The organism is Paractinoplanes aksuensis, assembly GCF_024137025.1.
In the GTDB taxonomy this organism is placed as follows: domain Bacteria; phylum Actinomycetota; class Actinomycetes; order Mycobacteriales; family Micromonosporaceae; genus Actinoplanes; species Actinoplanes aksuensis.
This window is the reverse complement of the sequence record NZ_JAMYJR010000033.1, coordinates 201341-225353: the sequence shown is the minus strand read 5'-3', so window position 1 is coordinate 225353 and position 24013 is coordinate 201341. Positions and strand designations below refer to the sequence as shown.

Annotated in this window: 21 protein-coding genes and 1 pseudogene; 12 read left to right on the top strand and 10 right to left on the bottom strand. The window is 70.4% G+C overall.

The annotated features are described in order from the left end of the window. A pseudogene (locus M1L60_RS31210) lies at nucleotides 1-307 on the top strand (SPFH domain-containing protein); the annotation flags it as partial. Nucleotides 308-426: 119 nt separating this feature from the next. On the opposite strand, the gene M1L60_RS31205 reads toward M1L60_RS31210, so the two are convergent. Genes M1L60_RS31205 through M1L60_RS31195 form a run of 3 tightly spaced genes read right to left on the bottom strand, consistent with a single transcriptional unit; the run spans nucleotide 427 to nucleotide 2568 of the window. Beyond that, a complete protein-coding gene (locus tag M1L60_RS31205) occupies nucleotides 427-1248 on the bottom strand; it encodes a TrmH family RNA methyltransferase (RefSeq protein ID WP_438862172.1) in 822 nt (273 codons plus the stop codon). Beyond that, the gene (locus M1L60_RS31200) at nucleotides 1245-1883 is read right to left on the bottom strand and encodes a dihydrofolate reductase family protein (protein WP_253241114.1); all 639 of its coding nucleotides are present in this window, start codon (nucleotides 1881-1883) and stop codon (nucleotides 1245-1247) included. Before M1L60_RS31200 ends, M1L60_RS31205 begins: the two co-directional genes overlap by 4 nt. Nucleotides 1884-1902: 19 nt before the next feature. Further along, the gene (locus M1L60_RS31195; protein ID WP_253241113.1) at nucleotides 1903-2568 is read right to left on the bottom strand and encodes a hypothetical protein; all 666 of its coding nucleotides are present in this window, start codon (nucleotides 2566-2568) and stop codon (nucleotides 1903-1905) included. Nucleotides 2569-2717: 149 nt separating this feature from the next. Here M1L60_RS31195 and M1L60_RS31190 point away from each other — a divergent pair, with 149 nt between their 5' ends. Together M1L60_RS31190 and M1L60_RS31185 are read left to right on the top strand one after the other, a co-directional pair. Next, nucleotides 2718-3863, top strand: a complete 1146-nt coding sequence (locus tag M1L60_RS31190; RefSeq protein WP_253241112.1) for a MalY/PatB family protein — start codon at nucleotides 2718-2720, stop codon at nucleotides 3861-3863. A 3154-nt stretch (nucleotides 3864-7017) separates the two neighbouring features. Beyond that, nucleotides 7018-8148 (top strand): FAD-binding oxidoreductase, encoded by a 1131-nt coding sequence (locus M1L60_RS31185; RefSeq protein ID WP_253241111.1) that lies wholly within the window; start codon nucleotides 7018-7020, stop codon nucleotides 8146-8148. Between the two features lie 61 nt (nucleotides 8149-8209). Here M1L60_RS31185 and M1L60_RS47990 read toward each other — a convergent pair whose 3' ends face one another. Further along, nucleotides 8210-8710 carry a cupin domain-containing protein gene (locus tag M1L60_RS47990; protein ID WP_308208568.1) on the bottom strand — a complete coding sequence of 167 codons (501 nt, stop codon included), beginning with the start codon at nucleotides 8708-8710 and terminating at the stop codon, nucleotides 8210-8212. After that, nucleotides 8707-10014: a MurL-like N-terminal domain-containing gene (locus M1L60_RS31175; RefSeq protein WP_498370529.1), complete on the bottom strand. Its 1308-nt coding sequence runs from the start codon at nucleotides 10012-10014 to the stop codon at nucleotides 8707-8709. The genes M1L60_RS47990 and M1L60_RS31175 overlap by 4 nt, the downstream gene beginning before the upstream one ends. Before the next feature lie 63 nt (nucleotides 10015-10077). On the opposite strand from M1L60_RS31175, the gene murD reads away from it, so the two are divergent. Beyond that, entirely contained in the window at nucleotides 10078-11427 is a 1350-nt protein-coding gene (gene murD, locus M1L60_RS31170; protein WP_253241110.1) for a UDP-N-acetylmuramoyl-L-alanine--D-glutamate ligase, read from the top strand. A gap of 98 nt (nucleotides 11428-11525) precedes the next feature. Here the strand turns inward: murD and M1L60_RS31165 are convergent, their stop codons facing one another. Next, nucleotides 11526-11813 carry a DUF4253 domain-containing protein gene (locus M1L60_RS31165; RefSeq protein ID WP_308208569.1) on the bottom strand — a complete coding sequence of 96 codons (288 nt, stop codon included), beginning with the start codon at nucleotides 11811-11813 and terminating at the stop codon, nucleotides 11526-11528. Between the two features lie 434 nt (nucleotides 11814-12247). Here M1L60_RS31165 and M1L60_RS31160 point away from each other — a divergent pair, with 434 nt between their 5' ends. The 7 genes from M1L60_RS31160 (at nucleotide 12248) to M1L60_RS31130 (ending at nucleotide 19950) form a co-directional block, all read left to right on the top strand. Continuing rightward, nucleotides 12248-13231 (top strand): MurR/RpiR family transcriptional regulator, encoded by a 984-nt coding sequence (locus tag M1L60_RS31160; protein ID WP_253241108.1) that lies wholly within the window; start codon nucleotides 12248-12250, stop codon nucleotides 13229-13231. Between the two features lie 42 nt (nucleotides 13232-13273). Then, complete coding sequence (locus M1L60_RS31155; RefSeq protein ID WP_253241107.1) at nucleotides 13274-14587, top strand: extracellular solute-binding protein; 1314 nt, start codon at nucleotides 13274-13276, stop codon at nucleotides 14585-14587. Between the two features lie 69 nt (nucleotides 14588-14656). Then, on the top strand, nucleotides 14657-15649 hold the full coding sequence (locus tag M1L60_RS31150) for a carbohydrate ABC transporter permease (RefSeq protein ID WP_253241106.1): 993 nt from the start codon (nucleotides 14657-14659) through the stop codon (nucleotides 15647-15649). Beyond that, nucleotides 15649-16590, top strand: coding sequence for a carbohydrate ABC transporter permease (locus M1L60_RS31145; RefSeq protein WP_253241105.1), 942 nt, complete (start codon nucleotides 15649-15651; stop codon nucleotides 16588-16590). The genes M1L60_RS31150 and M1L60_RS31145 overlap by 1 nt, the downstream gene beginning before the upstream one ends. 52 nt (nucleotides 16591-16642) lie before the next feature. After that, the gene (ngcE, locus tag M1L60_RS31140; RefSeq protein WP_253241104.1) at nucleotides 16643-18079 is read left to right on the top strand and encodes an N-acetylglucosamine/diacetylchitobiose ABC transporter substrate-binding protein; all 1437 of its coding nucleotides are present in this window, start codon (nucleotides 16643-16645) and stop codon (nucleotides 18077-18079) included. Between the two features lie 38 nt (nucleotides 18080-18117). Then, entirely contained in the window at nucleotides 18118-19026 is a 909-nt protein-coding gene (locus M1L60_RS31135; protein WP_253241103.1) for a carbohydrate ABC transporter permease, read from the top strand. An 18-nt stretch (nucleotides 19027-19044) separates the two neighbouring features. After that, nucleotides 19045-19950, top strand: coding sequence for a carbohydrate ABC transporter permease (locus M1L60_RS31130; protein WP_253241102.1), 906 nt, complete (start codon nucleotides 19045-19047; stop codon nucleotides 19948-19950). A 52-nt stretch (nucleotides 19951-20002) separates the two neighbouring features. Here M1L60_RS31130 and M1L60_RS31125 read toward each other — a convergent pair whose 3' ends face one another. Then, the gene (locus tag M1L60_RS31125; protein WP_253241101.1) at nucleotides 20003-20194 is read right to left on the bottom strand and encodes a hypothetical protein; all 192 of its coding nucleotides are present in this window, start codon (nucleotides 20192-20194) and stop codon (nucleotides 20003-20005) included. Between the two features lie 5 nt (nucleotides 20195-20199). After that, the gene (locus M1L60_RS31120) at nucleotides 20200-21414 is read right to left on the bottom strand and encodes an AraC family transcriptional regulator (RefSeq protein WP_253241100.1); all 1215 of its coding nucleotides are present in this window, start codon (nucleotides 21412-21414) and stop codon (nucleotides 20200-20202) included. Between the two features lie 38 nt (nucleotides 21415-21452). Between M1L60_RS31120 and M1L60_RS31115 the strand changes: the two genes are divergently transcribed. Further along, nucleotides 21453-22178, top strand: a complete 726-nt coding sequence (locus M1L60_RS31115) for a Rossmann-fold NAD(P)-binding domain-containing protein (protein WP_253241099.1) — start codon at nucleotides 21453-21455, stop codon at nucleotides 22176-22178. On the opposite strand, the gene M1L60_RS31110 is transcribed toward M1L60_RS31115, so the two are convergent. Beyond that, entirely contained in the window at nucleotides 22175-23296 is a 1122-nt protein-coding gene (locus tag M1L60_RS31110; protein WP_253241098.1) for a 5-methyltetrahydropteroyltriglutamate--homocysteine S-methyltransferase, read from the bottom strand. The two genes, M1L60_RS31115 and M1L60_RS31110, sit on opposite strands and share 4 nt — an antisense overlap. Next, nucleotides 23293-23970 carry a hypothetical protein gene (locus tag M1L60_RS31105; RefSeq protein WP_253241097.1) on the bottom strand — a complete coding sequence of 226 codons (678 nt, stop codon included), beginning with the start codon at nucleotides 23968-23970 and terminating at the stop codon, nucleotides 23293-23295. Before M1L60_RS31105 ends, M1L60_RS31110 begins: the two co-directional genes overlap by 4 nt. Nucleotides 23971-24013: the final 43 nt, after the last annotated feature.

Genomic DNA, 24013 nt, shown 5'->3' with positions numbered 1-24013 from the left:
CGTGCCGACCGAGCTGACCAAGGCCCTCGAGGGCATGGGCGGCGCGCTGGGCGGCCTGGCCAACATGGCCGGCGACATCCCGAAGGCGGGGGTCGACTCGGCCGCCGTCGAGCGCGAGGCCGTCGAGGCGGCCGAGGCGGCCGCGGCCGAGGCGGCGAAGGTCAACGACCAGGTCCGGGTGGCCGAGGCCCAGGTCAGCGGCGACCCTGACAAGACGGCGGCGCTGCCCGCGCCCGAGCCGATCCCGCCGTCGGCCGCCCTGGGCGGCGCCGACTACAACGGCGTGGTCGACCGCGAACGCGCCTGACAGTCACATCAGACGGCCGGCCCCCTGACGGGGCCGGCCGTTTCGTTTCGTACCTCTGACCTGCCGCCGTTGCCCGGCCCGCCCTGCGAGCCCGCTGTCGGGTCTGCTTCGGTGAGCGGTCAGGCGTCGGGGTCGTCGCGGCCCAGTTCCCAGAAGGCGACGGCGGCCGCGGCGGCGATGTTGAGCGAGTCGACGTTGCGGCGCATCGGGATCTTGACCGGGACGTCGCTGGCCGCGAGCGCGTTCTTCGACAGGCCGGGACCCTCGGCCCCAAGCAGCAGGGCGGTCTTGCGGCGCTGCTCGGCGGTCAGCCGCTGGAGCGGCACCGCGTCGGCGTCGGGCGTCAGGGCCAGCACGGTGAAGCCGCCGTGCCGAAGCAGGTCGAGGCCGTCGGGCCAGGGCTCCAGACGGGCGTACGGCACGGCGAACACCTCGCCCATGCTGACCCGCACGCTGCGGCGGTAGAGCGGGTCGGCGCTCGTCGGCGAGAGCAGCACAGCGTCGATGCCGAGCGCGGCCGCGCCCCGGAAGACCGCGCCGATGTTGGTGTGGTTGTTCACGTCTTCCAGCACGGCGACGCGGACGGCCGAGGCGATGACCTCTTCGGCCGTACGCAAAGGAGCCCGATGGAACGAGGCCAGCACCCCGCGGTGGACGTGGAAGCCGGTGGCCTTTTCGAGCACGGCCGGAGTGGCCGCGTAGATCGGGGCGTCGCCGGGCAGGTCGGCGATCTGGTCGGTGCGCTTCTCGTCGATCAGATAGGACCGCGGCCGGTAGCCGGCCCGAAGCGCGCGGCGCAGCACCAGTTCGCCCTCGGCGATGAACAGCCCGTTGGGCGGCTCCCACCTCGTGCGCAGCTCGAGATCGGTCAGGGCGCGGTAGTCGCCGAGCCGGTCGTCGCCGGGATCGGTGATCAGGTGAACCTCGGGCACGGCGCTCAGTCGACCCGGTAGGTGAGGTGGGTGGCGTGGCCGGACGCCCGCACGTGGATCTGGCGCAGGTTGCGGGGCGCGGCGCCGTCGAACAGCTTCACGCCGCCGCCGAGCAGCACCGGGGCCAGATGAAGCCGCAGCTCGTCGACCAGCCCGGCCTCGATCGCGCTGCGGACGGTCGCGCCGCCGCCCATGATCACGACGTCGCGGTCGTCGGCCAGGGACACGCCCTTCTCGACCGCGCTGGCGATGCCGTCGACCACGAAGGTGAACCGGTCGGCCAGGCGGACCTCGGCCGGAGGGACCCGGGTGACCACGAGCACCGGCGGCTGCGCGGCCAGGCCGGCGCCGTACCCCATGTCGTCGTTCCAGCCCTCGGGCCCGTCGACGACGTCGAACAGAGCCCGGCCCATGACGACCGCCCCAGTGGCGTCGGTGGCCTCGGCCAGCACGGCCTTGTCGATCGCGTCGCCGTCGATCGCCCAGACGTGCAGCCCCTCACCACCGCGGCCCAGCCCCTGCCCGGGACCGGGCTCGGGACCGGTCACGAAACCGTCGAGCGACACCGAGATGTCGGCGACCACCTTGGCCATGGCTGCTCCTTCCACCAGCGCCCGGACGTTCCCGGGACTGACTGCGAGCATGCCACTGGGGTACGACGATTCAGTGCTTGGGGATGAGCCGTCCGCCCGTCCAGGCCAGCCCCGTGCCCGCGGCCAGCAGCAACAACGCCCCGACGGTGGGCAGCGGGCGGTCCGCGTGAGCGCCGGCCCCGATCGCCGCCGCGGCCAGCATCAGCAGCACGCCGTCGGCCGGGTTGACCAGCCGCGAGCGGAAGACGGCCCAGCCCAGCAGCACCCAGCCTGCCCCGACGGCGGCGGTGGCACCCACCTCGACCAGGTGCAACTGGTCGGCGCTGAGCGGCGAGCCGTCGGCCACGGCGCCCTCGGGCAGAGCGGCCAGCGGCAGCGTCACGGCCATCCCGGCCAGGCCCAGCAGCAGGCCGAACAGCGCGGAGCGGCGGGTCCGGGAACCGGCCAGCAGACCGGCCAGCGCGATCATGGCGATGGCGGCCAGCCAGCCCGCGGCCACGGTCACCAGCAGGGCGCCGGTCGGGGTGTCGATGCCCAGCGTCGTCCAGCCGTGCAGCACGGCCGCCGCGGGCAGCGCCCACAGAGCCAGCCGGGCATAACGCCGCACGCTCCAGACCCACACTGCTTCCCGTACGGGAAGAAGGTGTTCGTTCTTGGCCGTGCCCGCACCACCGACCCAGGCGGGGGCGACCCGCAGCGGTCGGCCGCTGGCTGTCTGACGGTGGCTGATGCTCATGGCTCCGCCTCGTGTGGGCTCAAGCCGAGCGGCTCGGGGGCAACCGTCGGGATCCTGGGTGCAGCTTTCCAGAGGGCGGCTGAGCTCGCAGAAGATTCACAGAAATCGCCGGCCGGGAAACTGTCGGGGGGTCGCGCGAAGATGTCGGCATGACCGCAGAACTGACCGTCCCCGCCCTCGAAGATCTTCGCCGCCGGCGCAGTGTCAAATGGCGAAGGTTCCCGGCTGACGTGCTGCCACTGTTCGTCGCCGAGATGGACTATCTGCTCGCCCCGCCGGTCGCCGCGGTGCTGGCCGAGGCGGTCACGCGGGGCGACGTCGGCTATTCGACGCCGGGGCCCGAGCTGGGCCGGGCGTTCGCCGGGTTCGCCGGGCGGCAGTGGGGCTGGGAACCCGACCCGTCCCAGGTCACGCAGGTCACCGACGTCGGGGTGGGCGTGGTCGAGCTGCTGCGCCGGCTGGTCCGGCCGGGCGATCCGGTGGTGATCAGTCCGCCGGTCTATCAGCCGTTCTTCGACTGGGTGCCCGAGGCGGGCGGGCGCGTGGTCGAGGTGCCACTGGCCGGCACCAAGCTTGACCTGGCCGCGCTCGAGGTCGCCTTCGCGGCGCATCCTGCCGCCTATGTCCTGTGCAACCCGCAGAACCCGGTGGGGCGGGTGCACACCGCCGATGAGCTGGCCGAACTCGTCCGGCTGGCGCGGCTCTACCGCGTGCCGATCATCAGCGACGAGATCCACGGGGCTCTGGTGCTGCCGGGGGCGACGTTCACGCCGCTGCTCACCGTGCCGGGGGCGGCAGAGGTCGCGGTGGCCGTGGTCTCCGCGAGCAAGGCGTTCAACCTGGCCGGGCTGAAGTGCGCGGCGATCGTCAGCGCCTCGCCGCGGATGGCCGGGGTGGTCGACTCGCTGGTCGTCGAGGTCACCGAGCGTACGGGTCATCTGGGCGTGCTGGCCGCTGTGGCTGCCTTCACCGAGGGGGACGCTTGGCTCGGGGCGCTGGTCAGCACGTTGGCGGCTCGGCGTGATCAGCTGGCGTCGTTGCTGGCCGCGCGGTTGCCGGGGGTGCGGTGGGTGCCGCCTGAAGCCACCTATCTGGCTTGGCTCGACGCCTCGGCGCTGGGGCGTGACGCGGAGCCGTGCGATCGGTTCCTGGCCGAGGGGCGGGTGGCCCTCGAGCCTGGTCCACGGTACGGGGCGGTCGGGTCCGGCTTTGTGCGGCTCAACTTCGCCACCAGTCCTGAGATCCTTTCCGAGGCGGTGAATCGCATGTCGGGTGTCACCGCAGCTGCCCGATGACAGGTCGGCGGGCTGGGGTTCTCGGGGCGGTGGGTCCGGTTTCCTCGCTGGCCGGTTTCTCTGGGGCCGGAAGGGCCTCTTCCGCACTGGCTGGCATTCCGCGCTGGGCCGGGTTTCTCCCGCGCTGGGCCGGGTTTCTCCCGCGCTGGGCCGGGTTTCTCCCGCGCTGGGCCGGGTTTCTCCCGCGCTGGGCCGGGTCGGGTTTCTCTCGCGCTGGTGGAAGGCGAGTTTCTCCTGCGCTGGGACGGACGGGGCCGAGGGCGACCATGCCAGGCTGAAAAGCAGCTATGCCTTGCATGGTCGCCCTCGGCCCCGTCCTCGCGTGGGGTCCGCGTTGCGGTCTCGTCGTGGTCGGCGCTTCTCCTCGTGGGCGGCTGAGCTGCGGGAATCCGTGCGGGTTCGGGGTCTGGCTGCCGCGTTGTGGATGAAGCCGGGACTGTTTGTCACTCGGGCCGGGCTTGGTGGTGGGGTGCCCGTTCGTACCGTGCCGGTTGCGCTCGGAACGAAGTACGGCAGCGGTGGTCACGGTGCGGTCCAGGCGGCTGCGGTGCGGTGCATCTGCCCACCACCCACTTCGACCACCGCCTCGGCCGTGTCGGCCCACCGCGTCGAACCCGCAGGGTCGGCCCGCTCCGTTGGGTGCTGCGTCGACCGGTCCCGTCCATCACCTGCTGCGACCGTCGCGTCGGCCGTGTGGGCCCACCGCGTCGAGCCCACAGGGTCGGCCTACTCCGTTGGGTGCTGCGTCGACCGGTCCCGTCACCAACTACTGCGACCGCCGCGTCGACCGTTGCGTCGAGCCCACTGTGTTGGCCCGACGGTTGGGCGCTGTGTCGACCCATCCCAGCCACCACCTGCTGCGACCGCCGCGTCGACCGTTGCGTCGAGCCCACTGTGTTGGCCCGACGGTTGGGCGCTGTGTCGACCCATCCCACCCACCACCTGCTGCGACCACCGCCTCGGCCGCGTCGGCCCACGGCGTCGAACCCAAGGGGTCGGGCCACTCCGTTGGGGCGCTGCGTCGACCGATCTCGCCACCAACTACTTGGACCGCCGCGTCGAACCCACCGTGTCGGCCCGACGGTTGGACGCTGTGTCGACCCATCCCACCCACCATCTACTCCGACGCCTGCGTCGGCGCACCGCGGCGATCCATTCCGCCCGCCACCTACTTCGACCGCGGCGTCGGGCGCTGCGTCGCCTGACCCCACCGAACCTATCGCGCGGCCCGATGCGTCGGCTGGGGGTGTCGGTTGGTGGTGGTTGGGATTCTTCTTTGTCTAGGTGCTTGTGGGTGGGGACGGGGTATCTCTGTCTCGTCGGTAGCGCGGGCGCGGGGGCGTGTGCGGACGTACGGTTGATGTGGCCGATGTGATCCGCGAGCGGGGGTGTTTCAGTGTCGTCCGGATCTGGGTCGGGTTCTGCTGCTGACCAGCATCTGATGGCGTTGCTGCGGGCGATCCGCCTGCGCCAGGCTGCTCCGGACGCGGTGGCGGCTGGGATCGCCGACACGGTAGAGGCGCTCCGCGAGCAGGGCGAGGTGGGGCAGCCACAGCCGTTGCCGCCGGGTGAGGTTCATGAGGCTCTGCCGCCGGGTGTGGCTCGGCCTGGTCTGCCGCCCGCTCCGTCGCACCACGACGATCAGGCGCCTGCTGGGCAGCCGATGCGGCCGCGCTGGGCTACGCCCGCCTCGGCCCGGCCGGGTGAGGATCGCGGGGTGCCGACCTCGCCAGTCGGCCCCGTGGGCGCGGGTTATCTGCGGTCGAGCGGTCCGGATGTTCCTGGCGGGTTGAGCGGGGGCCGCAGGCCGGAGAACGAGCCGGGTGGATCGGCTGAGGAGCGCGGGTCATCGGGTGGGCTGGTTGGGGAGCGCGGCTTGTCGAGCGGGCCGGGTGGGCCGGCTGAGGAGCGCGGGCCGTCGGGCGGGTCGGGTGGGCTGGTGGGGGAGCGCGGCTTCTCGAGCGGGCCGGGTGGGGCGTCTGGGGTGCGTGACGGGCGCGGCGCGCTAAACGGGTCGGGCGTTCCGGGCGTTCCCGGTGATTCGGGTGGACCGGGTGAGGCGGTTGTTCCGGGGGTGCCGGATGCGGGTCAAGGGTCTGCTCGTGGTGATCGGGCGGGCGGGGCTTCGGGCGCTTTCGCGGAGACGGTCGGGCCGGCTGATGAGGGCGGGCGTGCCGCACCGGGCGAGAGGGCTGGGCCTGTGCCGGGGCGTTCCTTCTGGGACAGGCGGTCGGTGCGGACGGTGCCTCCGGGGCGCACACAGGAGCCTCCGGCGACGGGATCCGGCCTGCGCTCGGGCGGTGACAGGGCTGGGAACTCGGGCGGGCGGCCCTGGATGCCGGCGATCGACACGACGCGGAGGCAGCCGGCTTCGGCGGCGCCGCACGCCGCGGGTGGCAATGGCATCGCGGGCGGCCCTGGGGAGGATCTCGGGGCGACCGTTTCGGCGATGACGCCGGACGAGGCCGGGGCGACCGTTCCGGCGATGTCGCTGGACGAGGTCAGACGGATTGCTGAGGCTCTGCGGGAGGCGGACCGGGCCGGAGTGATGACGCCGGCTGAGGTTCAGCGGTATGCCGAGGCGGTTCGGAATGCGGCTTCGGACGGGGTGGTGACGCCGGAGGAGGTTCGGCTTCTGGCTGAGGCGCTTCGGGGGGTGGACCTGGCTGGTGGCGCGGTGATGACGCCGGAGGAAGCCGGGCGGTATGCCGAGGCTCTGCGGGACGTCGAAAGCGGTGCGGAAGCGGGGCGTGCGGTTGAGCTGCGCGGTGCGGGCGAGCCGGCGGGTCGCGGTGGGGACGTGCCGGGGCGGGCCCTGATGACGCCGGATGAGGCGGGGCGGTTCGCTGACGTCGAGGCCGTCGGGCGGCCCAGCCGGAACCAGTTCGGAGGGCTTCCGGTGCGGCGGGTGGAACGGGTGGAACGGGTGGTTCGGCCGGGGGCTGAGCCGTGGGCGCCGGAGGGGCCGGAGCTGGAGGCGGGGCCGCGGCCTGAGTGGGCCGGCGGGGGCCGCGTACGGGATGAAGGTGGGTTTTTGCGAGGCGAAGGTCAGCGCGAGGGCACTCGGGGAGCGCCGGCGCCGCGGTTGCCGGGGTTTGATCTGCCGCACGTCATGCCGCCGATGGTGTCGCGGGATCGGGGTGCGGGGGACGGGATGGATCCGTCCGACGACGCGCTGCTGCGGCAGACGCAGCGGCTGTTGAGCACGAGCCTGACCTTCGCGGGTGGGCCCGTCGAGGTGGCCGAGCGGTTGCGGGCGGCGCTGATGCAGGCCCATCCGGGGCTGATGGCGGCGTTGCCGGGCGGGCCCGCGTCCCATGCGGCCCAGCTCGCGCGGGCTCTGACCTGGCTGGTTCACCATCTGGACCGGCCGCCGCTGCTCGTCGAGGGCACCGGGCGGCTGGGGGCGGCGCTGGCCGCGTGCGGGGTCGAGCCGGGGCGGATGCAGCTGGTCGGGGCGGCGCTGGCCGAGGCGATGCGGGCCGGGATGGCTCCGGGGCAGTGGCGGCAGGACTTCGACCTGGCCTGGCGGTCGACCTGGCAGCACGTGTACGAATGGATTTCTCACGGCGCGGTGCGGGCGGGCTACGACCCGCCGGTGTGGGACGCGACAGTGGTCGAGCACGAGCTGCGGCGGCCCGACCTGGCCGTGGTGCGGTTGCGGCCGGATCTGCCGATGCCGTTCACGCCCGGGCAGTACGCGCGCATCCAGGTGCCGGAGCTGCCGGCCGTCTGGCGGCCCTACTCGCTGGCCGGGGCGCCGCGCCGGAACGACCTGGTCGAGCTGCACGTGCGGGCCAAGACGACGGCCGGCGTGAGCGGCACCCTCGTCCACCGGACCCGGGTCGGCGACACGCTGCGGATCAGCCGGGCCGAGGGCGGAATGACCCTCCCGGCCGACCCTTCCCGCAACTTGCTCATGATCGCCGGCGACACGGGCGTGGCCCCGCTGAAGGCCCTGCTGACCGAGCTGGCCGACACCGGCGACGCACGGTCGGCGGTGCTCTTCTGGGGCGTCCGCGACCTGACCGAGCTGTACGACATCGACGAGATCGCCGCGACCGCCCGCGCCGCCCGGCGAGCGACGGTCGTGCCCGTGGTGTCCGAGGGCGACCCCGGCCCGTACGCCTCCGGCCTGGTGACCGACGCCGTCGCGGCCTACGGCGAGTGGTCCGACCACGAGGTCTACCTGGCCGGCCCGCCCCTGATGCTCGCCGCCACCAGTCGCGCCCTGCAACAACTGGGCGTCACCCCCGACCGCATCCACCACGACCCAGCGGAGTAGGCCGACCCCGCCCTCGGCCCGGCCTCCCGCCCGCCCGGCCGAGTGCGGCGGTCGGCGGGTGCTACTCCGGGGGTGGGACCTTGTAGCCGGCGATGGAGGGCCAGCGGACGGTCAGGACGACTGTGTCTTCCTCCTCGGCCAGCCAGGAGTGGTCGACGCCGCGGCCCCAGACCACGTAGTCGCCGGGCTCGGTGAGGATCACCGTGCGGTCGGGGAACTCCATGTGGAAGCGGCCCTTGATCAAGACCAGCAGGGCCGTACGCTCCTCGCCGGTCACCCACTTGGCGCGGCGGTCGCCCTTGGGGTGGCGGCCCCACTTGATCTCGACGGCGGCGCTGTGCCGCGGGTCGTCGGGTGGGCGGAAGTGTCCCAGCAGCCAACCCTGCTCGCCTGGTGCGTCGAGATCGGCCTGGCCGACATAGACCTTCCCGTCGCCGGGCTCGGCCGGAAAGGCAGTCGCCGCGCTGTGGTCGGGTGGGTCGGCTTTGACTGCGCCGGGCTCAGCTGCCGCGTCGGTGGGGGGCGGCTCGGGGCCGGCGGCAGCGGGGTGATGAGCGGTCACAGGGCGTCAGTGAGGATTTTGGCGTAGGGGGCGGGGACGTAGGTGGGGCCGCCGGGGGTGAGGACGTCGTCGCGGCTGGCGGTGGCCCAGGCCTCGGCGGGAACCGCGGCGCGCAGGGCGACCAGGACGGGGGCGTCGTCGTCGAGCATGGCGAGGGCCACCACTGACTCCTCGACCTCGCCCACGCACTCGAAGGGCTTGTGGGAGTCGATGCCCAGCAGCTCCAGGAAGCCGGGGACCTGGGACTCGTCGGCGAACAGGTCGTGGCCGAAGATGTGGTTGAGGCGGGTGCGGGGCATGGCGGGGGCCATCGCCAGGTAGACGAAGCGGCACTTCGGGCAGTCGCCGCACCATCGGGCTGTGGGGTCGTGCAGCTTGAAGGCCTTGTTACAACTGGTCACCACGTCGTCGTACTGGGTGTGACGGGCGAACAGTTGCGCGATGTGCAGCTCGGACAGGGAGCGCAGCAGCGAGAAGTACGGCTCGGTGAGGCCGGCGTGGGTGGTCACGGCGGTGCGCAGCAGGCCCTCGGCCTCGATGCCCTTGGACCACTGGTGGTTGACCTCGTGACCGTTCCAGATCAGGTTGGGGTCGGAGGCCGAGCGCTCGTTGGACATCACCACCGGGCCCAGGCCGTGCCAGACGGCGGTGGCGACGGCGATCAGCGAGTTGATCGCAGTGACCGGGATGTGGCCGTTCAGCGCGCCCGCCTTGTTCAGCTCGAACAGGCGCGGGTCGAGTTGGCGGCGGGCGGCCGGCGCGGGCAGGCCCGAGGCGGCGTTGACGTTCTTGATCACCGGGTTCGGATTCACCGAGAACGGCACCGGGTCGAGCCCGGCCGCGCGCAGAATCTCCAGGGTGACGATCGAGTCCTTGCCGCCGCCGACCGCGGAGAGCGGCCGGGCCTGGCTGTTGTCGACCGCTGCGGCCGGCTCGACCTCGCCCGCGGGCACCTCCACGACCAGGGAGAGCACGTGGGGAAGCTGGTTGCGGTAGGCGTACTCGGCCATGCCCTTGGTGTAAACCGCCGTGAAGTACGAGGCCACGGCGGGTGCCACCGGCCGGGGCGCCACCACCCGGGGCGGGGCGCCGACCTTGAAGTAGCTGACCCCGGCCACCACGTGCAGCAGGTCGAGCACCCGGCCCAGCGCGGCCGGCACCGGGCGGTCGCCGTCGGGAACCGGCAGCGTGATCGTCTCGGTGAAGTGCAGCGGTTCGGGGCCGTCGAGCACGTAGTCGAACGTCGCCACCCCGGTCGCGGGGTCGAAGGCGTACGAAGGGAACCGCATGACGTCGAACTGCACCCGGGAACTCCTGTCTGAGGGCCGACGGGCAATACTAGTTCCACTCGTCGAAGGGAAGAGAACGTGCGCCTGGCAGACCTGAAGGATCGGTCCGTGGCGGTCTGGGGCACGGGCCGCGAGGGGCGGGCCGCAGTGACGGCGATCGCCCCGCACGCGCCGTCACGGCTGATCGCTGTCGATGACAGTGCGAACTTCCTGTCGGTCGCGTGGGAGGGGCCGCTGGCCGCGGCGGCGCCGCTGGCCGGGGGTGACCACGCTTTTCCGGCGCTGGTCACGGCCGATGTCGTGGTGCGGTCGCCGGGTGTGCCGCAGACGCACCCGTGGATGGCCGAGCTGAGGCGTCGCGGGGTCACCATCACGGGCGGTAGCGCGCTCTGGATGGCCGATCACGCCGCGCGCACGATCGGGGTCACCGGCAGCAAGGGCAAGAGCACCACCTCGAGTCTGATCAGTCACCTGCTGGCGGCGCTCGGGCGGCCCAACATCTTCGGCGGGAACATCGGGGTGCCGCTGCTCGACCTGCCGCCGGCCGAGCAGTACGTGCTCGAGCTGTCGAGCTACCAGTGTTCCGACCTGACCGACTCGCCGCGGGTGGCCGTCGTCACGTCGCTCTTCCCCGAGCACCTCGACGCGCACGGGGGCGAGCAGGAGTACTACCGCGACAAGCTCAACCTGCTCCGCCACAGTCCGGAAATGATCGTCGTGAACGGGTCGGACGAGCGGCTGCGGAACGAGATCCGCGGGGTGACCGACGCCAACGGCTTCCCGCCCGTGCCGGCCGCGGCCGACGACTCGCGCTTCCGGGTCTCCGACGATGTCGTGTACTGCTCGGACGAGCCGCTCTTCCCGCGCGCGAAGCTGCGGCTCAAGGGTGGGCACAACGGCCGCAACCTGTGCGTGGCTCTGGCCGTGCTCGACGGGCTGGGAATCGACGTACCGGGGGAGAAGGAGCGGATCGCGGCGGCGGTGGCGTCGTTCGAGGGGCTGCCGCACCGGCTCACCGAGATCAGCGACCCGTCGGGGCTGACGTTCGTCGACGACACGCTCTCGACCAGCCCGTACTCGGCCATCCACGCCATCGAGGCCTACTCGGACCGGCCGCTGACCGTGCTACTTGGCGGCACCGACCGCGGGCTCGACTACTCCCCGCTACGGCACTTCCTGGCCGACCGCGAGCTGACGGTGATCGCCATCCCGGACAGCGGGCCGCGGATCCTGACCGAGCTCTCCGGCCTGAAGAAGGTCAGGACGGTGGCCGCGGAAGACCTTCCCGATGCCGTACGCCGGGCCCGCGAGCTCACCCCGGCCGGCGGCGTCGTGCTGTTGTCGCCGGCCGCGCCCAGCTACGGCCAGTACCGCAACTTCGAGCACCGTTCCGAGGCCTTCGCCGAAGCGATCAAAGCGACCGCCTGAGGGGCGGCTGCCCCCGGCCGGCCACGCGAGTGGTGGCCTGGGGTGAGTGGCGGCAGCCCGGGAGCCGGCGCGCCTGAGGGTGGGCTGGCACGCATGTCTCACTCGGGGGCCGGGTCAGTCCCACCAGCAGCGCCAGACCGGGGCCTCGTGCAGGCTGGCGGCAGGTCGGTGAGGTTGTCGGCGAAGTAGAAGTCGTAGTAGCCGTCGTTGTAGGCCTTGTACTGCCAGGCCAGCTGCAGGGCGTCGGGGTGGGTGCGCGGTGGGCGGCTCACCGCGAACTCGGTCGTGGTGCCGGTCATCGAGACGAGGTCGGCGCCGTAACGGTCGTGCCGGTAGCGCATGATCGCCGCGTGCTCGGCCGGGTGGGGCGTGGCGGTCGGAGCGATCTGTCAGCAGTGAGCGCCGGGATGGAATCGGGGCGGCGCGGTGGACGGCAGGGCCTGCCGGGCGGGGACGCCGGGCTGCTCGGGCAGGGGCCATGGCTCGTACGGGAAAGATGTTGATCTGGTTTCCCGAGTAAAAGTCACGTTTCAAATACGCCACCGGATGGTCCTGACGGTTATCCGGAGCAGGCCGATCGTCAGCTCCGGCTCGGCTGAACGGCGGATCTCAAACTCGGGCAAAGCGTCGCATGTGATGGCGGTCACGCCGTAAAGAACATTTCCGGATTGATGACCGTCAAGCGGTGGCGGCGTAACACGCGTTCATCGGCGCAGGTCAGGTAACGGTTTGAAAACTTCGCCCAGAACCTTGACACGGAGGGGCGGTTAGTAAGAACTTTTACCGCGACAGTAAACACTGTTTCCTGAAAGGGTGGCCAATGAGCGAGCCGGAGATGGACGGCGCCGCGTCGACCGCGGTCGTCGACTCCCTGGTTCCGCGGCCGGGGGTCGCCACCAGCCATAACAACGGCGGGCAGCACAACTCGGACGGGGTTCTGGCCCGCGTGCGGTCGATGCTGCCGGAGTTCACGGGGGCGCTGCGACGCGTCGCCGAACACGTCCTGACCGACCCGGCCGCTGCGTCGCGGGCGACCATCGTCGAACTCGCCGAGCGCAGCGGCACCTCGCCGGCGACCATCACCCGCTTCTGCCGCGCCCTCGGGTTCGACGGATACGCGGACCTACGACTGGGCATCGCGGCGGAGACCGGGCGGGCGCGTTCCGCCGGGTGGACCATCGACATCGGGCGCGAGATCCAGCCCAACGACCCGCTCGACCGGGTCCTCGGCCAGATCATGGCGGCCGACACCCAGGCCATGCACGACACGGCCGCGCTGCTCGACCTGGCCGAGGTCGAGCGGGCCGCGGTGGCGATCGCCGCGTCGAGCCGGGTCAACATCTTCGGGGCCAGCGGAAGCGCGCTGGTCGGCGAGGAGATGCAGTTCAGCCTGCACCGCATCGGGGTGCCGGTCTGGGCCTGGACCGACGTGCACAACGGTCTGGCCAGCGCCGCCCTCTCGCGGCCCGGCGACGTCGCGCTCGGCATCTCGCACAGCGGAGAGACCGGCGAGACGATCGAGATGCTCGCCGAGGCGAGCAGCCGGGGCGCCACCACCATCGCCCTCACCAGCTTCCCGCGGTCGCCGCTGGCCGAGCTGGCCGACATCAACCTGCTCACGGCCACTCAGGCCACGACGTTCCGGCCGGACGCGCTCAGCGCCCGGCATCCCCAACTGGTTGTCCTCGATCTTCTCTACATCGCCGTCGCGCAGCGGACCCACGAACGTTCGCACGCCGCCTTCCAGCGCACCGCCCAGGCAGTACATGGCCACAAGGCGGCCAAGGACGGCAGCACCACCTGAAATCGCATCATCCCCTTTGAATAAAACTCCCCAGGAGGAAGCGTGAAGCGCAAGATCGCTGCCGCCGCGGCAATCGCCGCGACGCTGCTCGGCGCCGCAGCCTGCGGCTCCAACTCGGACGAAGACGCCCCCACCACCTCGGCCTCGGGCAAGGTCGACGGCGCCGGCAAGACCCTCAAGGTCTGGCTGATGGTCGACGCGCAGAGCGCGTGGAAGAGCGTGGTCGACGACGCCAGCAAGCGTTTCACCGACGCCACCGGCGCCCAGGTGAACGTCGAGTACCAGCAGTGGGCCAACCACCTGACCAAGCTGGACGCGACCCTGGCCGGCAGCGACGTCCCCGACGTCGTCGAGCTGGGCAACACCGAGTTCCCCAAGTACGTCTTCAGTGGCGCGTTCGGCGCGATCAACCCGGCCGACTACGAGAACTCGGGCTCCTGGCTGCAGGGCCTCAAGGGCGCCTGTGACTTCGAGGGCCAGACCTACTGCGTGCCCTACTACGCCGGTGCGCGCGTGCTGATCTACCGCACCGACCTGCTCAAGAAGGTCGGCGCCGAGGCCCCCAAGACGTACGACGAGTTCCTGCAGACGGCCGAGAAGGTGCAGGCCTCCGAGAAGGCCAACGGCAAGTTCGGCGCCGTCTACATGCCCGGCCAGTACTGGTACGCGGCGATGAGCTGGGTCAAGTCGACCGGTGGCGACATCGCCAAGCAGGAGGGCGACAAGTGGGTCGGCCAGCTCTCGCAGCCGGCCTCGATCGAGGGCCTGCAGCGCTGGGTCGACCTGGCCAAGAAGTACTCGAAGGCCGACCCCACCAAGAACGAGAACGACCAGGCCAACACGTTCGCCCAGGGCACCGCCGCGATGTTCTACGGCAACGCGTGGGAGCAGGGCGCGGCCGAGGAGATCAAGAAGGACCCGAACGACCCGAACTCGCCGATGGTGGCGACCAAGGTCAAGGGCAAGCTGGCCGCCGCGCCGATGCCCGAGGTCCCCTCGTTCCTGGGTGGCTCGAACCTCGGCATCACCGAGAAGAGCCAGCAGAAGGAGCTGGCCGCTCAGTGGATCAAGGCGTTCACCGACAGCACCTCGATGGCCGGGCTGGTCAAGGCCAACGCGCTGCCGAACGCGACCGCGCTGCTGGACAAGGCCGCCGCGGACAACCCGAAGATCGCGCCGGCCGCGCTGGCCGCGAAGAACAGCTGGTTCCCGCCGAACGCCGAGAAGTGGGCTGACGTCGAGAAGGGCGCCATCCTGCAGACCATGCTGACCGACGTCCTGACCGGCAAGAAGTCGGTGGCCGACGGGGCCAAGTGGGCCGACGACCAGATCAACTCCACGCTCAACGAGAGCTGACATCCGCCGAGCTGCCCGCCTCCTGAAAGGGGCGGGCAGCTTGCCAGCCCCTTCAGAAAGGGAAAGCCGATGTCTGTCGTCGACTCCCCGGCGACCCGGCGGCCGGACGACCCCGGCCGGTCGCAGCAGGGCCGGGTCCCCGGTCATGTCGCGCCCAAGCGCCGCCGTCAGCGTGGCAGCAGCAGTACCCCGTGGCTGCTCGCCCTGCCCGCGCTCCTGCTCATCGCCGGACTGCTGGGTTACCCGCTGATCCGGATGCTCGTCCTGTCCTTCCAGAACATGCGCCTGCGTGAGCTGCTCAGCGGGCGCACGCCCCCGTGGGTCGGCTTCGACCAGTACACGCGGGTGCTCACCGACGGGGTCTTCTGGGCGGTGGTCGGGCGCACGGTCGCCTTCACCTTCGTCTCCGTCATCATCTCGGTCGTGTTCGGTCTGAGCATCGCGCTGCTGATGCGCCGGGTCACCCGCGGCGTCCGGATGTTCATGGTGGTCGCCATGATGTTCGTGTGGGCGCTGCCCCAGCTGGTCGCGGCTCAGATCTTCCGGTGGATGACCGATTCCGACTTCGGCGTCGTGAACTACCTGGTCGACAAGCTGCCCGGGGTGGACTACCAGAACCACAGCTGGTTCGTGAACCCGTGGCAGGGCTGGAGCGTCATCACCACGCTGGTCGTGTGGGCGGGCATCCCGTTCCTGGCCATCACGCTCAACGCCGGCCTGACCCAGGTGCCCAAGGAGTTGCTCGAGGCGGCCACGGTCGACGGCGCCACCCCGTGGCAGGCGCTGCGCAACATCATCCTGCCCATCCTGAAGCCGCTGATCACGATCGTCACCACGCTCTCGGTGATCTGGAACTTCGGCCTCTTCACGCAGGCCTGGGTGCTGCGCGACGGCCACCCGGAACCGCAGTTCCAGACGCTCGCGACCTATTCGTACACGCAGGCCTTCGGCCAGTCCCGGTACAGCCTGGGCTCGGCCATCGCAGTGATCACGGTGCTGCTCATGCTCGGCGTGATGATCTTCTATATCCGGCAGATGTTCCGGATCGGAGAGGTGGACTGATGGTCGCCCCCGCGAGACCCGCCGCGCCCGCGCCGGCCTCCACCGTCCCGCTCAAGCGGCGCAAGGCCAAGGCCGACGAAGGCGTGATCACCGTCGGCCGCAGCCGCTCCGGCACGATCCTGGCCAACACGGCCGGCATCGTCTTCGGGGTGTTCATGCTGTTCCCGGTCTACTGGGTGCTGAACACCGCGTTCAAGCCGGCCGACGAGGTGCTGGCGCTGGAGCCCGGGTTCTGGCCCAGCAACCCGACCTTCGACAACTTCATCTCCGCCTTCAAGGCCCCGCTGTTCCTCAAGGACATGCTCAACGGCGTCATCATCACGCTCTTCGCGGTGGCCGGCGCGCTGGTCGTGGGCTTCCTGGGGGCGCTGGCGATCGCGCGGTTCCAGTTCTACGGCCGCAAGGCGATCATCCTGGTCGTCCTGGTGGTGCAGCTGATCCCGTTCCTGTCGCTGCTCATTCCGCTCTTCCTGATGCTGCAGAACGTCAACCTTGGTTTCAAGACGTTCAACTTGACCAACAGTTTGATCGGTGTGAGCATCACCTACCTCGTGCTGATCCTGCCCTACACCGTCTGGACGCTTCGTGGCTTCATCTCCGGCATCCCCCGGGAGCTGGACGAGGCGGCGTTGATCGACGGGTGCACCCGCTCCCAGGTGTTCTGGCGGATCATCCTGCCCCTGACCGGCCCCGGTCTGGTCGCCACCAGCGTCTACGGGTTCATCCAGGCCTGGAACGAGTTCATCATCATCAACACGCTCAACAGCCCGGACAAGCAGAACCTGATGGCCTGGCTGCTGCAGAACCAGACAACGCGCGGTACCGCCTGGGGGCCCCTCATGGCCGGTGCGATCATCACCTCCATCCCCGTGGTGATCTTCTTCCTGATCATTCAGCGCAATATCGCGACCGGCCTCACCGCCGGCGCGGTCAAGGGATGATCAGGACTCAACACCAGTAAGGCAGCAATACAGCAAGCACTGAGGAGATGCTGTGACCGACATATTCCCGAAGCCCGAACTGGACCGCCGTACGCTGCTGCGTCGCGCGGCTGCTGTCGGTCTTCTGGCCACCCCTGCCGTGGGCATGCTCAGCGCCTGTGTCGGCAGCTCGGACGAGGGCACGCCGGACCAGGCCACCGGTACGAAGTCGGCGGACAACCCGCTCGGCATCGACCCCAAGGCCGGCGTCGAAATCGTGATCTTCAACGGCGGTCTGGGCACGGACTACGCCACCAAGGTGGACACGCCGCTGTTCAACAAGAAGTGGCCCGAGGCCAAGGTCACGTACTCGCAGACCGAAGAGATCTCGACGGTCATCCAGCCCCGCATCAACGGTGGCAACCCGCCGGACATGATCAACAACTCGGGCTCGAAGCTGATGGACTTCGGCGCGATCGTCAAGGCGGGCCAGGCGGCCGAGCTGACCGACCTGTTCGCGGCGCCGTCGCTCGACATCCAGGGCAAGACCGTGGCCGACACCCTGGTGCCGGGCGCGATCGAGCAGGGCAGCTACGACGGCAAGCCGTTCGCGGTGAACTACGCGTACACCGTGTTCGGTCTCTGGTACAACGCCGCGCTGTTCAAGAAGAACAGCTGGACCCCGCCCACCACCTGGGCCGAGTTCACCGCGCTGTGCGACAAGATGAAGGCCGCGGGCGTCGTGCCGTTCGGCTACGCGGGCGCCAACGCGTCGTACTACATGGTGCGGGCCATCATGACCAGCGCCGGCAAGATCGGCTCGGAGCAGGTCCTCAAGGACATCGACAACCTGAAGGCCGGCGCCTGGACCAACGACGCCGTCAAGCAGGCGGCCGAGGCCTGGGCCGGCATCGGCAAGAACTACATCAACAAGACGTTCCTCGGCCTGCGTCACACCGAGGTCCAGCTGCAGCAGAACCAGGACAAGGTCGGGTTCTACCCGTGCGGCTCCTGGCTCGAGAACGAGCAGGCCAAGGACACCCCGGCCGGCTTCGAGTACGCGATCGCGGCGTACCCGAGCGTCACCGCGGCCGACAAGCTGCCGGCGACGGCCATCAACGCGGCCGCGGGCGAGATCTACTTCGCCGCGGCCAAGGGCAAGAACCCGCAGGGCGGCAAGGAGTACCTGCGGACCATGCTCTCGAAGGAAGCGGCGCTGGAGTTCACGAAGCTCACGAAGTCGCTTACGGTGGTGGCGGGCGCGTCCGACGGCCAGACGATCTCTCCCGGTCTGACCAGCGCGAACGACGCGGTGACCAAGGCCGGCAAGGACATCTTCATGGGCTACCTGTTCGACACCTGGTACAAGAAGCTCGACGACGAGTCCCGCGCCGCCGCGAACGACCTCATGTTCAAGGACTACGACGCGGCCAAGTTCTGCGACCGCATGGAGAAGGCGTCCCAGGCCGTGGCCAAGGACTCCTCGGTCACCAAGTTCACCCGCAGCTGATCTTCGATAGCAACTAGTAAGGCAGGACGGTAGGCGCCATGCGGCACGGCAAGTATCCCTTCATCATCGGCTTCCTTGTCGTGCCGGTGGCGCTCTACGTGACCTTCGTGGTCTGGGCGTACATCCAGGCCTTCTACCTGTCGGTCTACGAGTGGTCGGGCCTCGGCCCGGTCGAGAACTTCGTCGGCTTCGACAACTTCAAGAAGATGTGGGACGACACCACCTTCTGGCAGTCGATCAAGCACAACATCTTCCTGCTGGTCTTCCTGCCGATCATCACGGTCGTCCTCGCCCTGATCTTCGCCTTCCTGCTCAACGTGGGCGGCGGGCAGAAGGGCGGCGTGATCCGGGGCGTCTGGGGCTCCAAGGTCTACCGGATCATCTTCTTCTTCCCGCAGCTGCTGGCCCTGGCCATCGTCGCGGTGATCTTCGGCCGGGTCTTCGGTCCGGACAAGAGCGGCATGATCAACGGCCTGTTCCCGGACTCGTGGTCGCCCTGGCTGTTCCTGGCCGACGAGCGCTACGCGATGGGCTGCATCCTCGTCGTGCTGGTGTGGCAGGCCGTGGGCTTCTACGTCGTCCTGTTCTCGGCCGGCATGGGCAACATCCCGACCGAGGTGTACGAGGCGGCCGCGATCGACGGCGCCAGCCGGGTCACCCTGTTCTTCAAGATCACGATCCCGCTGCTCTGGAACACGGTGCAGGTCGCCTGGGTCTACCTCGGCATCGCCGCCTTCGACGCGTTCGCACTGGTCAACATCATGACCGTCGACCGCGGCGGCCCCGACGGCGCGACCTCCGTGCTCAGCCTCATGATCTATCGCAACGCCTTCGAGTTCTCGCAGGCCGGCTACGCCTCCGCGCTGGGCGTGGTGCTCTTCTTCCTGACCCTTACGTTCGCCTGGGTGACGCTCTCGGCCACCCGCCGCGAATCCGTCGAAGCCTGATCGGCGAGAGGCGAGACGATGACCACCATCACCAAGACTCCCGGCACCAAGCCCCTCTCCGCGGGCCGCGCGCCGGAACCCAAGCGCGACCTCAAGATCGCCACCGGCCTGTCGCACGTCGCCCTGGTCGCGTGGGCCCTGATCACGGCCGGCCCGCTGCTGTGGGTGCTGCTCGCGTCGTTCAAGAGCAACACCGAGATCTTCCTGGGCAAGCCGTTCGCGCTGCCCAACTCGTTCTCGTTCGACACGTACGTCAACGCGTGGAGCGACGCCCACATCGGGCGCTACTTCATCAACAGCGTCTTCGTGGTCGTCATCAGCACGGCCGGCACGATGCTGCTGGGCGCGATGGCGGCGTACGTGCTGGCCCGCTACAAGTTCCCGGGTAACCGCGCGATCTATTACCTCTTCGTCTCGGGCCTGGCCTTCCCGACGTTCATGGCGCTGGCGCCGCTGTTCTACATCCTCAAGGGGATCGGGCTGCTGGGCTCGTTCACCGGCCTGATCCTGGTGTACATCGCGTACTCGCTGCCCTTCACGATCTTCTTCCTGGCCGCGTTCTTCAAGAGCCTGCCGTACGAGATCGAGGAAGCGGCCACCGTCGACGGCGCGTCCCACATCCGCAAGTTCTTCCAGATCATGATGCCGATGGCGCGCTCCGGCCTGGTCAGCATCACGATCTTCAACATCGTCGGCCAGTGGAACCAGTACCTGCTGCCGGTGGTCATCATGAGCGGCCCCGGCGCCGACCAGAAACTGCTGCTGACCCAGGGCATCGCCCAGATCAGCGTGTCGGCCGGCTACCAGGCCGAGTGGTCGACCCTCTTCGCCGCCCTGGTCCTCACGATCCTCCCGATGATCATTGTGTACGCGATCTTCCAGCGCCAGATCCAGGCCGGCCTCACGGCCGGCGCCGTCAAGTAACACGCACACGCTTGATGCCCCGGGCGACCTGCCGCCCGGGGCATCATCATGTTCAGCGGGCGTGGCGGTGCACGCCGGTGGAGTTGGCGTAGAAGACCCACCGGGAGTCACCCTGCACGTCGTGCACCCGTTGCCCGGCGTAGGACGCGGTGGAACGCCCCACGTACCGGATGACGCACTGCTTGTCCTCGCCGCCTTCACGCACGCAATCCGACCACACGAGGTTCCGGCCGTCGAAGGACACGGAGGTCACCCTGCGGTCCGGCACGACGCGGTGGGTGGTCGTGGCGCCCAGCCCGGCTCGTGAGCGCACCGATCCGTTGCGCAGTCTGTCGCCCGTCGGCGCCATTCGGCTGGGGGGATGCCGAGGACGCGGCGGAAGGTGGCGGCGAAGGCTACGCCCGAGGTGTAGCCGACTCGGGCGGCCACGGCCGCGACCGTGAGGCGTTCGTCGCGGAGGAGGCGGCGGGCCTGGTGCAGGCGCAATGATTGCAGGTAGCGCATCGGTGGCTCGCCCACGGTGGTGGCGAAGCGGCCCGTGAAGGCGGTCCGGGACAAGCCCGCCACCGCGGCCAGGGAGGCCAGCGTCCAGGGGCGGGCGGGGTCGGTGTGCAGCGCGCCCAGGGCGGCGGCCAGGTGGGGGTCGGCCAGACCGGCGAGCCAGCCCGGGTGGTCGGTCAGCGGGCCGTGTTCGCGCAGTACGCGGGTGACCAGCGCGTCGGACAGGCGGGCCATGACGATGTCGCTGCCGGGGCCGGCGTCGAACGCCTCCTGGCGGAGCACCTCGACGTACGGTGCCAGCCAGGCCGGCGGGCGGCCGTCCGTGCCGGGCACGAAGAGCACCGGAGGCAGGCCGCGCAGCGCCGGATGGTCCGGGTCGCCGGCGATGAACGCTCCACACACGATGGTGACCGCGACCTGCGGTCCACCACCGCGCAGGCGGGCGCCCGGGGTGCGGGCAGCCATCTCGAAACCGGAGATCGCCGTGGCGGCGCGCCCGCTGCGCAGCTCATGGTCATCGCCCCGCGGCAGGATCACCGTGTCGCCGGCCGTCAGCGGAATCACGGAGCTGCCGGCCGGTGGGGCTTCGGAGCCGGTGGGCGGCGGGGTCACGGAGTCGCTGGCCGGTGGGGCTGCGGAGCGGCCGGGCGACGGGGTCACGCCGCCCGTCATGGGGGTTGCCGAGCCGCCGAGCAGCGGGTTGGCCAAGCCACCGGGCAGCGGTGTTGTGGGGCTGTCGGTCAGTGGCCGCGCGGCGCCGCCGGTCAGTGGGGTTGCGGCGCTGCTGGGGAGGACCAGGTCGCAGGCGCCGGCGGTGATCAGGTGGACGCCGCGCAAGCCGGGGCGGTTGAAGACGAGGCGGAACGGGGTGCCCATCTCGATCCAGCGGTAGGCGGCGCTGGCGAAGCTGATTTCGCGCAGCACCGAGCCCAGGACGTCCGGTGTGGTCTGCGGGACGAACACACATGGATTGTCCCGCTGTCCGTTCCTAGCGTCGAGGTATGAGAGATGTGCTGGTCACGGGATCAACGGGGATCGGCGGCGCGGTCGCGGCCGCGCTGGGGGAGAGGGCGCTGACAGTCGGGCGGCACGGGATGATCCGGGCCGATCTGAGTTTGCTCAGCGAGACCGCGTGGGTCGCCGACCAGGTGAGCGGCCGGCCGGCGGCGATCGTGTGCTGCGCGGGCGTGTTCACGCTGCGCGCCGAGCACACCAGCGAGGGGCTGGAGCGGGCCTTCGTGCTCAACTATCTGTCGCGCTATCTGCTCATACGAAAGCTGTTGCCCCGGCGGGTGGTGCTGGTGGCCAACGCCGGGCGCTACGGCGACACGCTGGGGCCGATGGACGACCTGAACCTGCGGCGCGGCGGCCGGGGTCTGCGGATCGCGGGCCGGACCCAGTTCGCCTGCGACGCTTTTGCCGTGGAACTGGCCGAGCGGCAGCCGGAGATCGCCGTGAGCTGTGTCTTTCCCGGCTTGGTGAAGACCCGCGTCTTCCGGGATGCGCCGGGTGTTCCGGCACCGCTGCGGTTCGTGCTGAACGCCGTGCAGCAGCGGGTCGGCACCGACCCGGTGCGGGCGGCCCAGACACCGGTGGCGCTGGCCGTGAACGGGCGGGAGCCGGGCTTCTACGGCCCCGACGGAGTCCGGCTGCCCGGGCCGGACGTGCAGCGTCGGCGGGAGCTGTGGAAAGCGAGCGAGGAACTAGTGGGGGACTGGCTGCCCTAGCCCCAGACCTCCTCGGCGGTCTCGACGATCAGGGCCAGCTTGGCCACCTCTTCGTCGTAGGTGAGGACGTTGCCCTCGACCGTGGACGAGAAGCCGCACTGGGGGGACAGGCACAGCTGCTCGAGCGGGACGTAGCGGGCGGCCTCGTCGATGCGGCGCTTCAGGGCGTCCTTGGTCTCGAGGGCGCCGCGCTTGGTGGTGACCAGGCCCAGCACGACCTGTTTGCCGGGCGGGACGAAGCGTAGCGGGGCGAAGTCGCCGGAGCGCTCGTCGTCGTACTCGAGGAAGAAACCGTCGACGGCCAGCTCGCTGAACAGGGCCTCGGCCACGAAGTCGTAGCCGCCCTCGGCCGTCCAGGACGAGCGGAAGTTGCCCCGGCACATGTGCGTGGTGACGGCCAGGCCCTCGGGGCGGTCGGCGATCGCCGCGTTGATCTGGCGGATGTAGCGCAGGTGCTGGTGTTCGGCGTCGTCGCCGCGCTCGGTCAGCAGGCGGCGCTGGGCCGGGTCGTTGAGATAGGCCAGGCTGGTGTCGTCGAGCTGCAGATAGCGGCAGCCCAGACCGGCGACGCGGCGCACCTGCTCGGCGTACGCGGCGCTGAGGTCGGCCCAGAACTGGTCGTGGTCGGGATACACAGCGGGATCGATCGCGGCCCGGCCGCCGCGGTAGTGGACCATGCTGGGCGACGGGATGGTCAGCTTGGCCCTGACGCCCTCGTCCACGATGGACTGCAGGTAGGCGAAGTCGTCGCCGAAGATGGTCTCGGTCAGCCGGATCGGCGCGTCGACGGCCAGCGCGGCCGACTCGAAGTCGATGTTGCCCTCGGCGTTGCGGAAGTGGACCTGGATCTTTTCGTCGGTCGGGTGGATGCCACCGAGGCGGTAGATGAAGTCCATGTGCCACGACGTGCGGCGGAACTCGCCGTCGGTGGCCGAGCGCAGGCCCACGTCGCGCTGCATGCGCACGACGTCGCGGATGGCCGCGTCTTCGGTGGCGCGCAACTCGTCGGCGTCGATCTCGCCGGTGGCGCGCCGCTCGCGCGCCTCGAGCAGGCGGGCCGGGCGGAGCAGACTGCCGACGTGGTCGGCCCGGAACGGTGGCGTCTCGCGCAGCGTCATGGCCTCACCGTAACGCTTCCGAACGCCTCACCGCGGTTGAGCTGATCGATGAGTTTGAGTACGGCCGGTGGGCCGCCGTTGGCGTCGAGCCATCGGCTGACCCGGCACCCGGCCCGGGAGTAGACCTGTTGGTCGGCGCTCGCGGCTTTCAGCCAGGCCGGCAGGGTCTCGGGCAGTGGGCCGGCGTCGACCGGCCCGGCGCAGCGCTCGCCCAGGTAGCGCGGATCGTCGGAGACGACGACGGCGAGACCCTCGTCGAACCACTGCGGCACCTCGCCGTCGAGCCGCTCGTGCAGCTCGACGTGGGACATCTCGTGGGAAGCGATGACGGCGTCGAGCCCGCGTGGCGAGAGCATGACGGCGCGGTTGAGGATGGCGATGCCCTTCTCGCCGCCGCCCCCGATCCGGTCGTAGCAGTCGTCGGTGAAGCAGGCGACCAGGCGCGGGTCGGACTCGCGGCCGCCGTAGAAATCGGCGACGCGGCGGCGGGCGTCGGCCACGAGCGTGGTCAGCTGGTCGCGCTGGGCCGCGGTGAGACCCCGCTCGCTCCAGAGGCCGTCTTGCACGCGCGTCAGCCCGTAGCAGCCGGGACAGGTGGTCGCGGCGGCCGACGGGTAGGCGAAGGCCAGCCCGCCGACGATCGCCGCCAGCAGAACCACCACACTGGTTGCCATCCACCGTTTTCTCACCCGGCAAGTGTGGCGGGGCCGCCGCCGG

Excerpts from the sequence above, each read along its gene's own strand:
- M1L60_RS31200 (WP_253241114.1), bottom strand. The coding sequence starts at position 1,883 with ATGCTCGCAGTCAGTCCCGGGAACGTCCGGGCGCTGGTGGAAGGAGCA.
- M1L60_RS31195 (WP_253241113.1), bottom strand. The coding sequence starts at position 2,568 with ATGAGCATCAGCCACCGTCAGACAGCCAGCGGCCGACCGCTGCGGGTC.
- M1L60_RS31190 (WP_253241112.1), top strand. The coding sequence starts at position 2,718 with ATGACCGCAGAACTGACCGTCCCCGCCCTCGAAGATCTTCGCCGCCGG.
- M1L60_RS31185 (WP_253241111.1), top strand. The coding sequence starts at position 7,018 with ATGGATCCGTCCGACGACGCGCTGCTGCGGCAGACGCAGCGGCTGTTG.
- M1L60_RS31160 (WP_253241108.1), top strand. The coding sequence starts at position 12,248 with ATGAGCGAGCCGGAGATGGACGGCGCCGCGTCGACCGCGGTCGTCGAC.
- M1L60_RS31150 (WP_253241106.1), top strand. The coding sequence starts at position 14,657 with ATGTCTGTCGTCGACTCCCCGGCGACCCGGCGGCCGGACGACCCCGGC.
- M1L60_RS31145 (WP_253241105.1), top strand. The coding sequence starts at position 15,649 with ATGGTCGCCCCCGCGAGACCCGCCGCGCCCGCGCCGGCCTCCACCGTC.
- M1L60_RS31135 (WP_253241103.1), top strand. The coding sequence starts at position 18,118 with ATGCGGCACGGCAAGTATCCCTTCATCATCGGCTTCCTTGTCGTGCCG.
- M1L60_RS31130 (WP_253241102.1), top strand. The coding sequence starts at position 19,045 with ATGACCACCATCACCAAGACTCCCGGCACCAAGCCCCTCTCCGCGGGC.
- M1L60_RS31115 (WP_253241099.1), top strand. The coding sequence starts at position 21,453 with ATGAGAGATGTGCTGGTCACGGGATCAACGGGGATCGGCGGCGCGGTC.
- M1L60_RS31110 (WP_253241098.1), bottom strand. The coding sequence starts at position 23,296 with ATGACGCTGCGCGAGACGCCACCGTTCCGGGCCGACCACGTCGGCAGT.
- M1L60_RS31105 (WP_253241097.1), bottom strand. The coding sequence starts at position 23,970 with ATGGCAACCAGTGTGGTGGTTCTGCTGGCGGCGATCGTCGGCGGGCTG.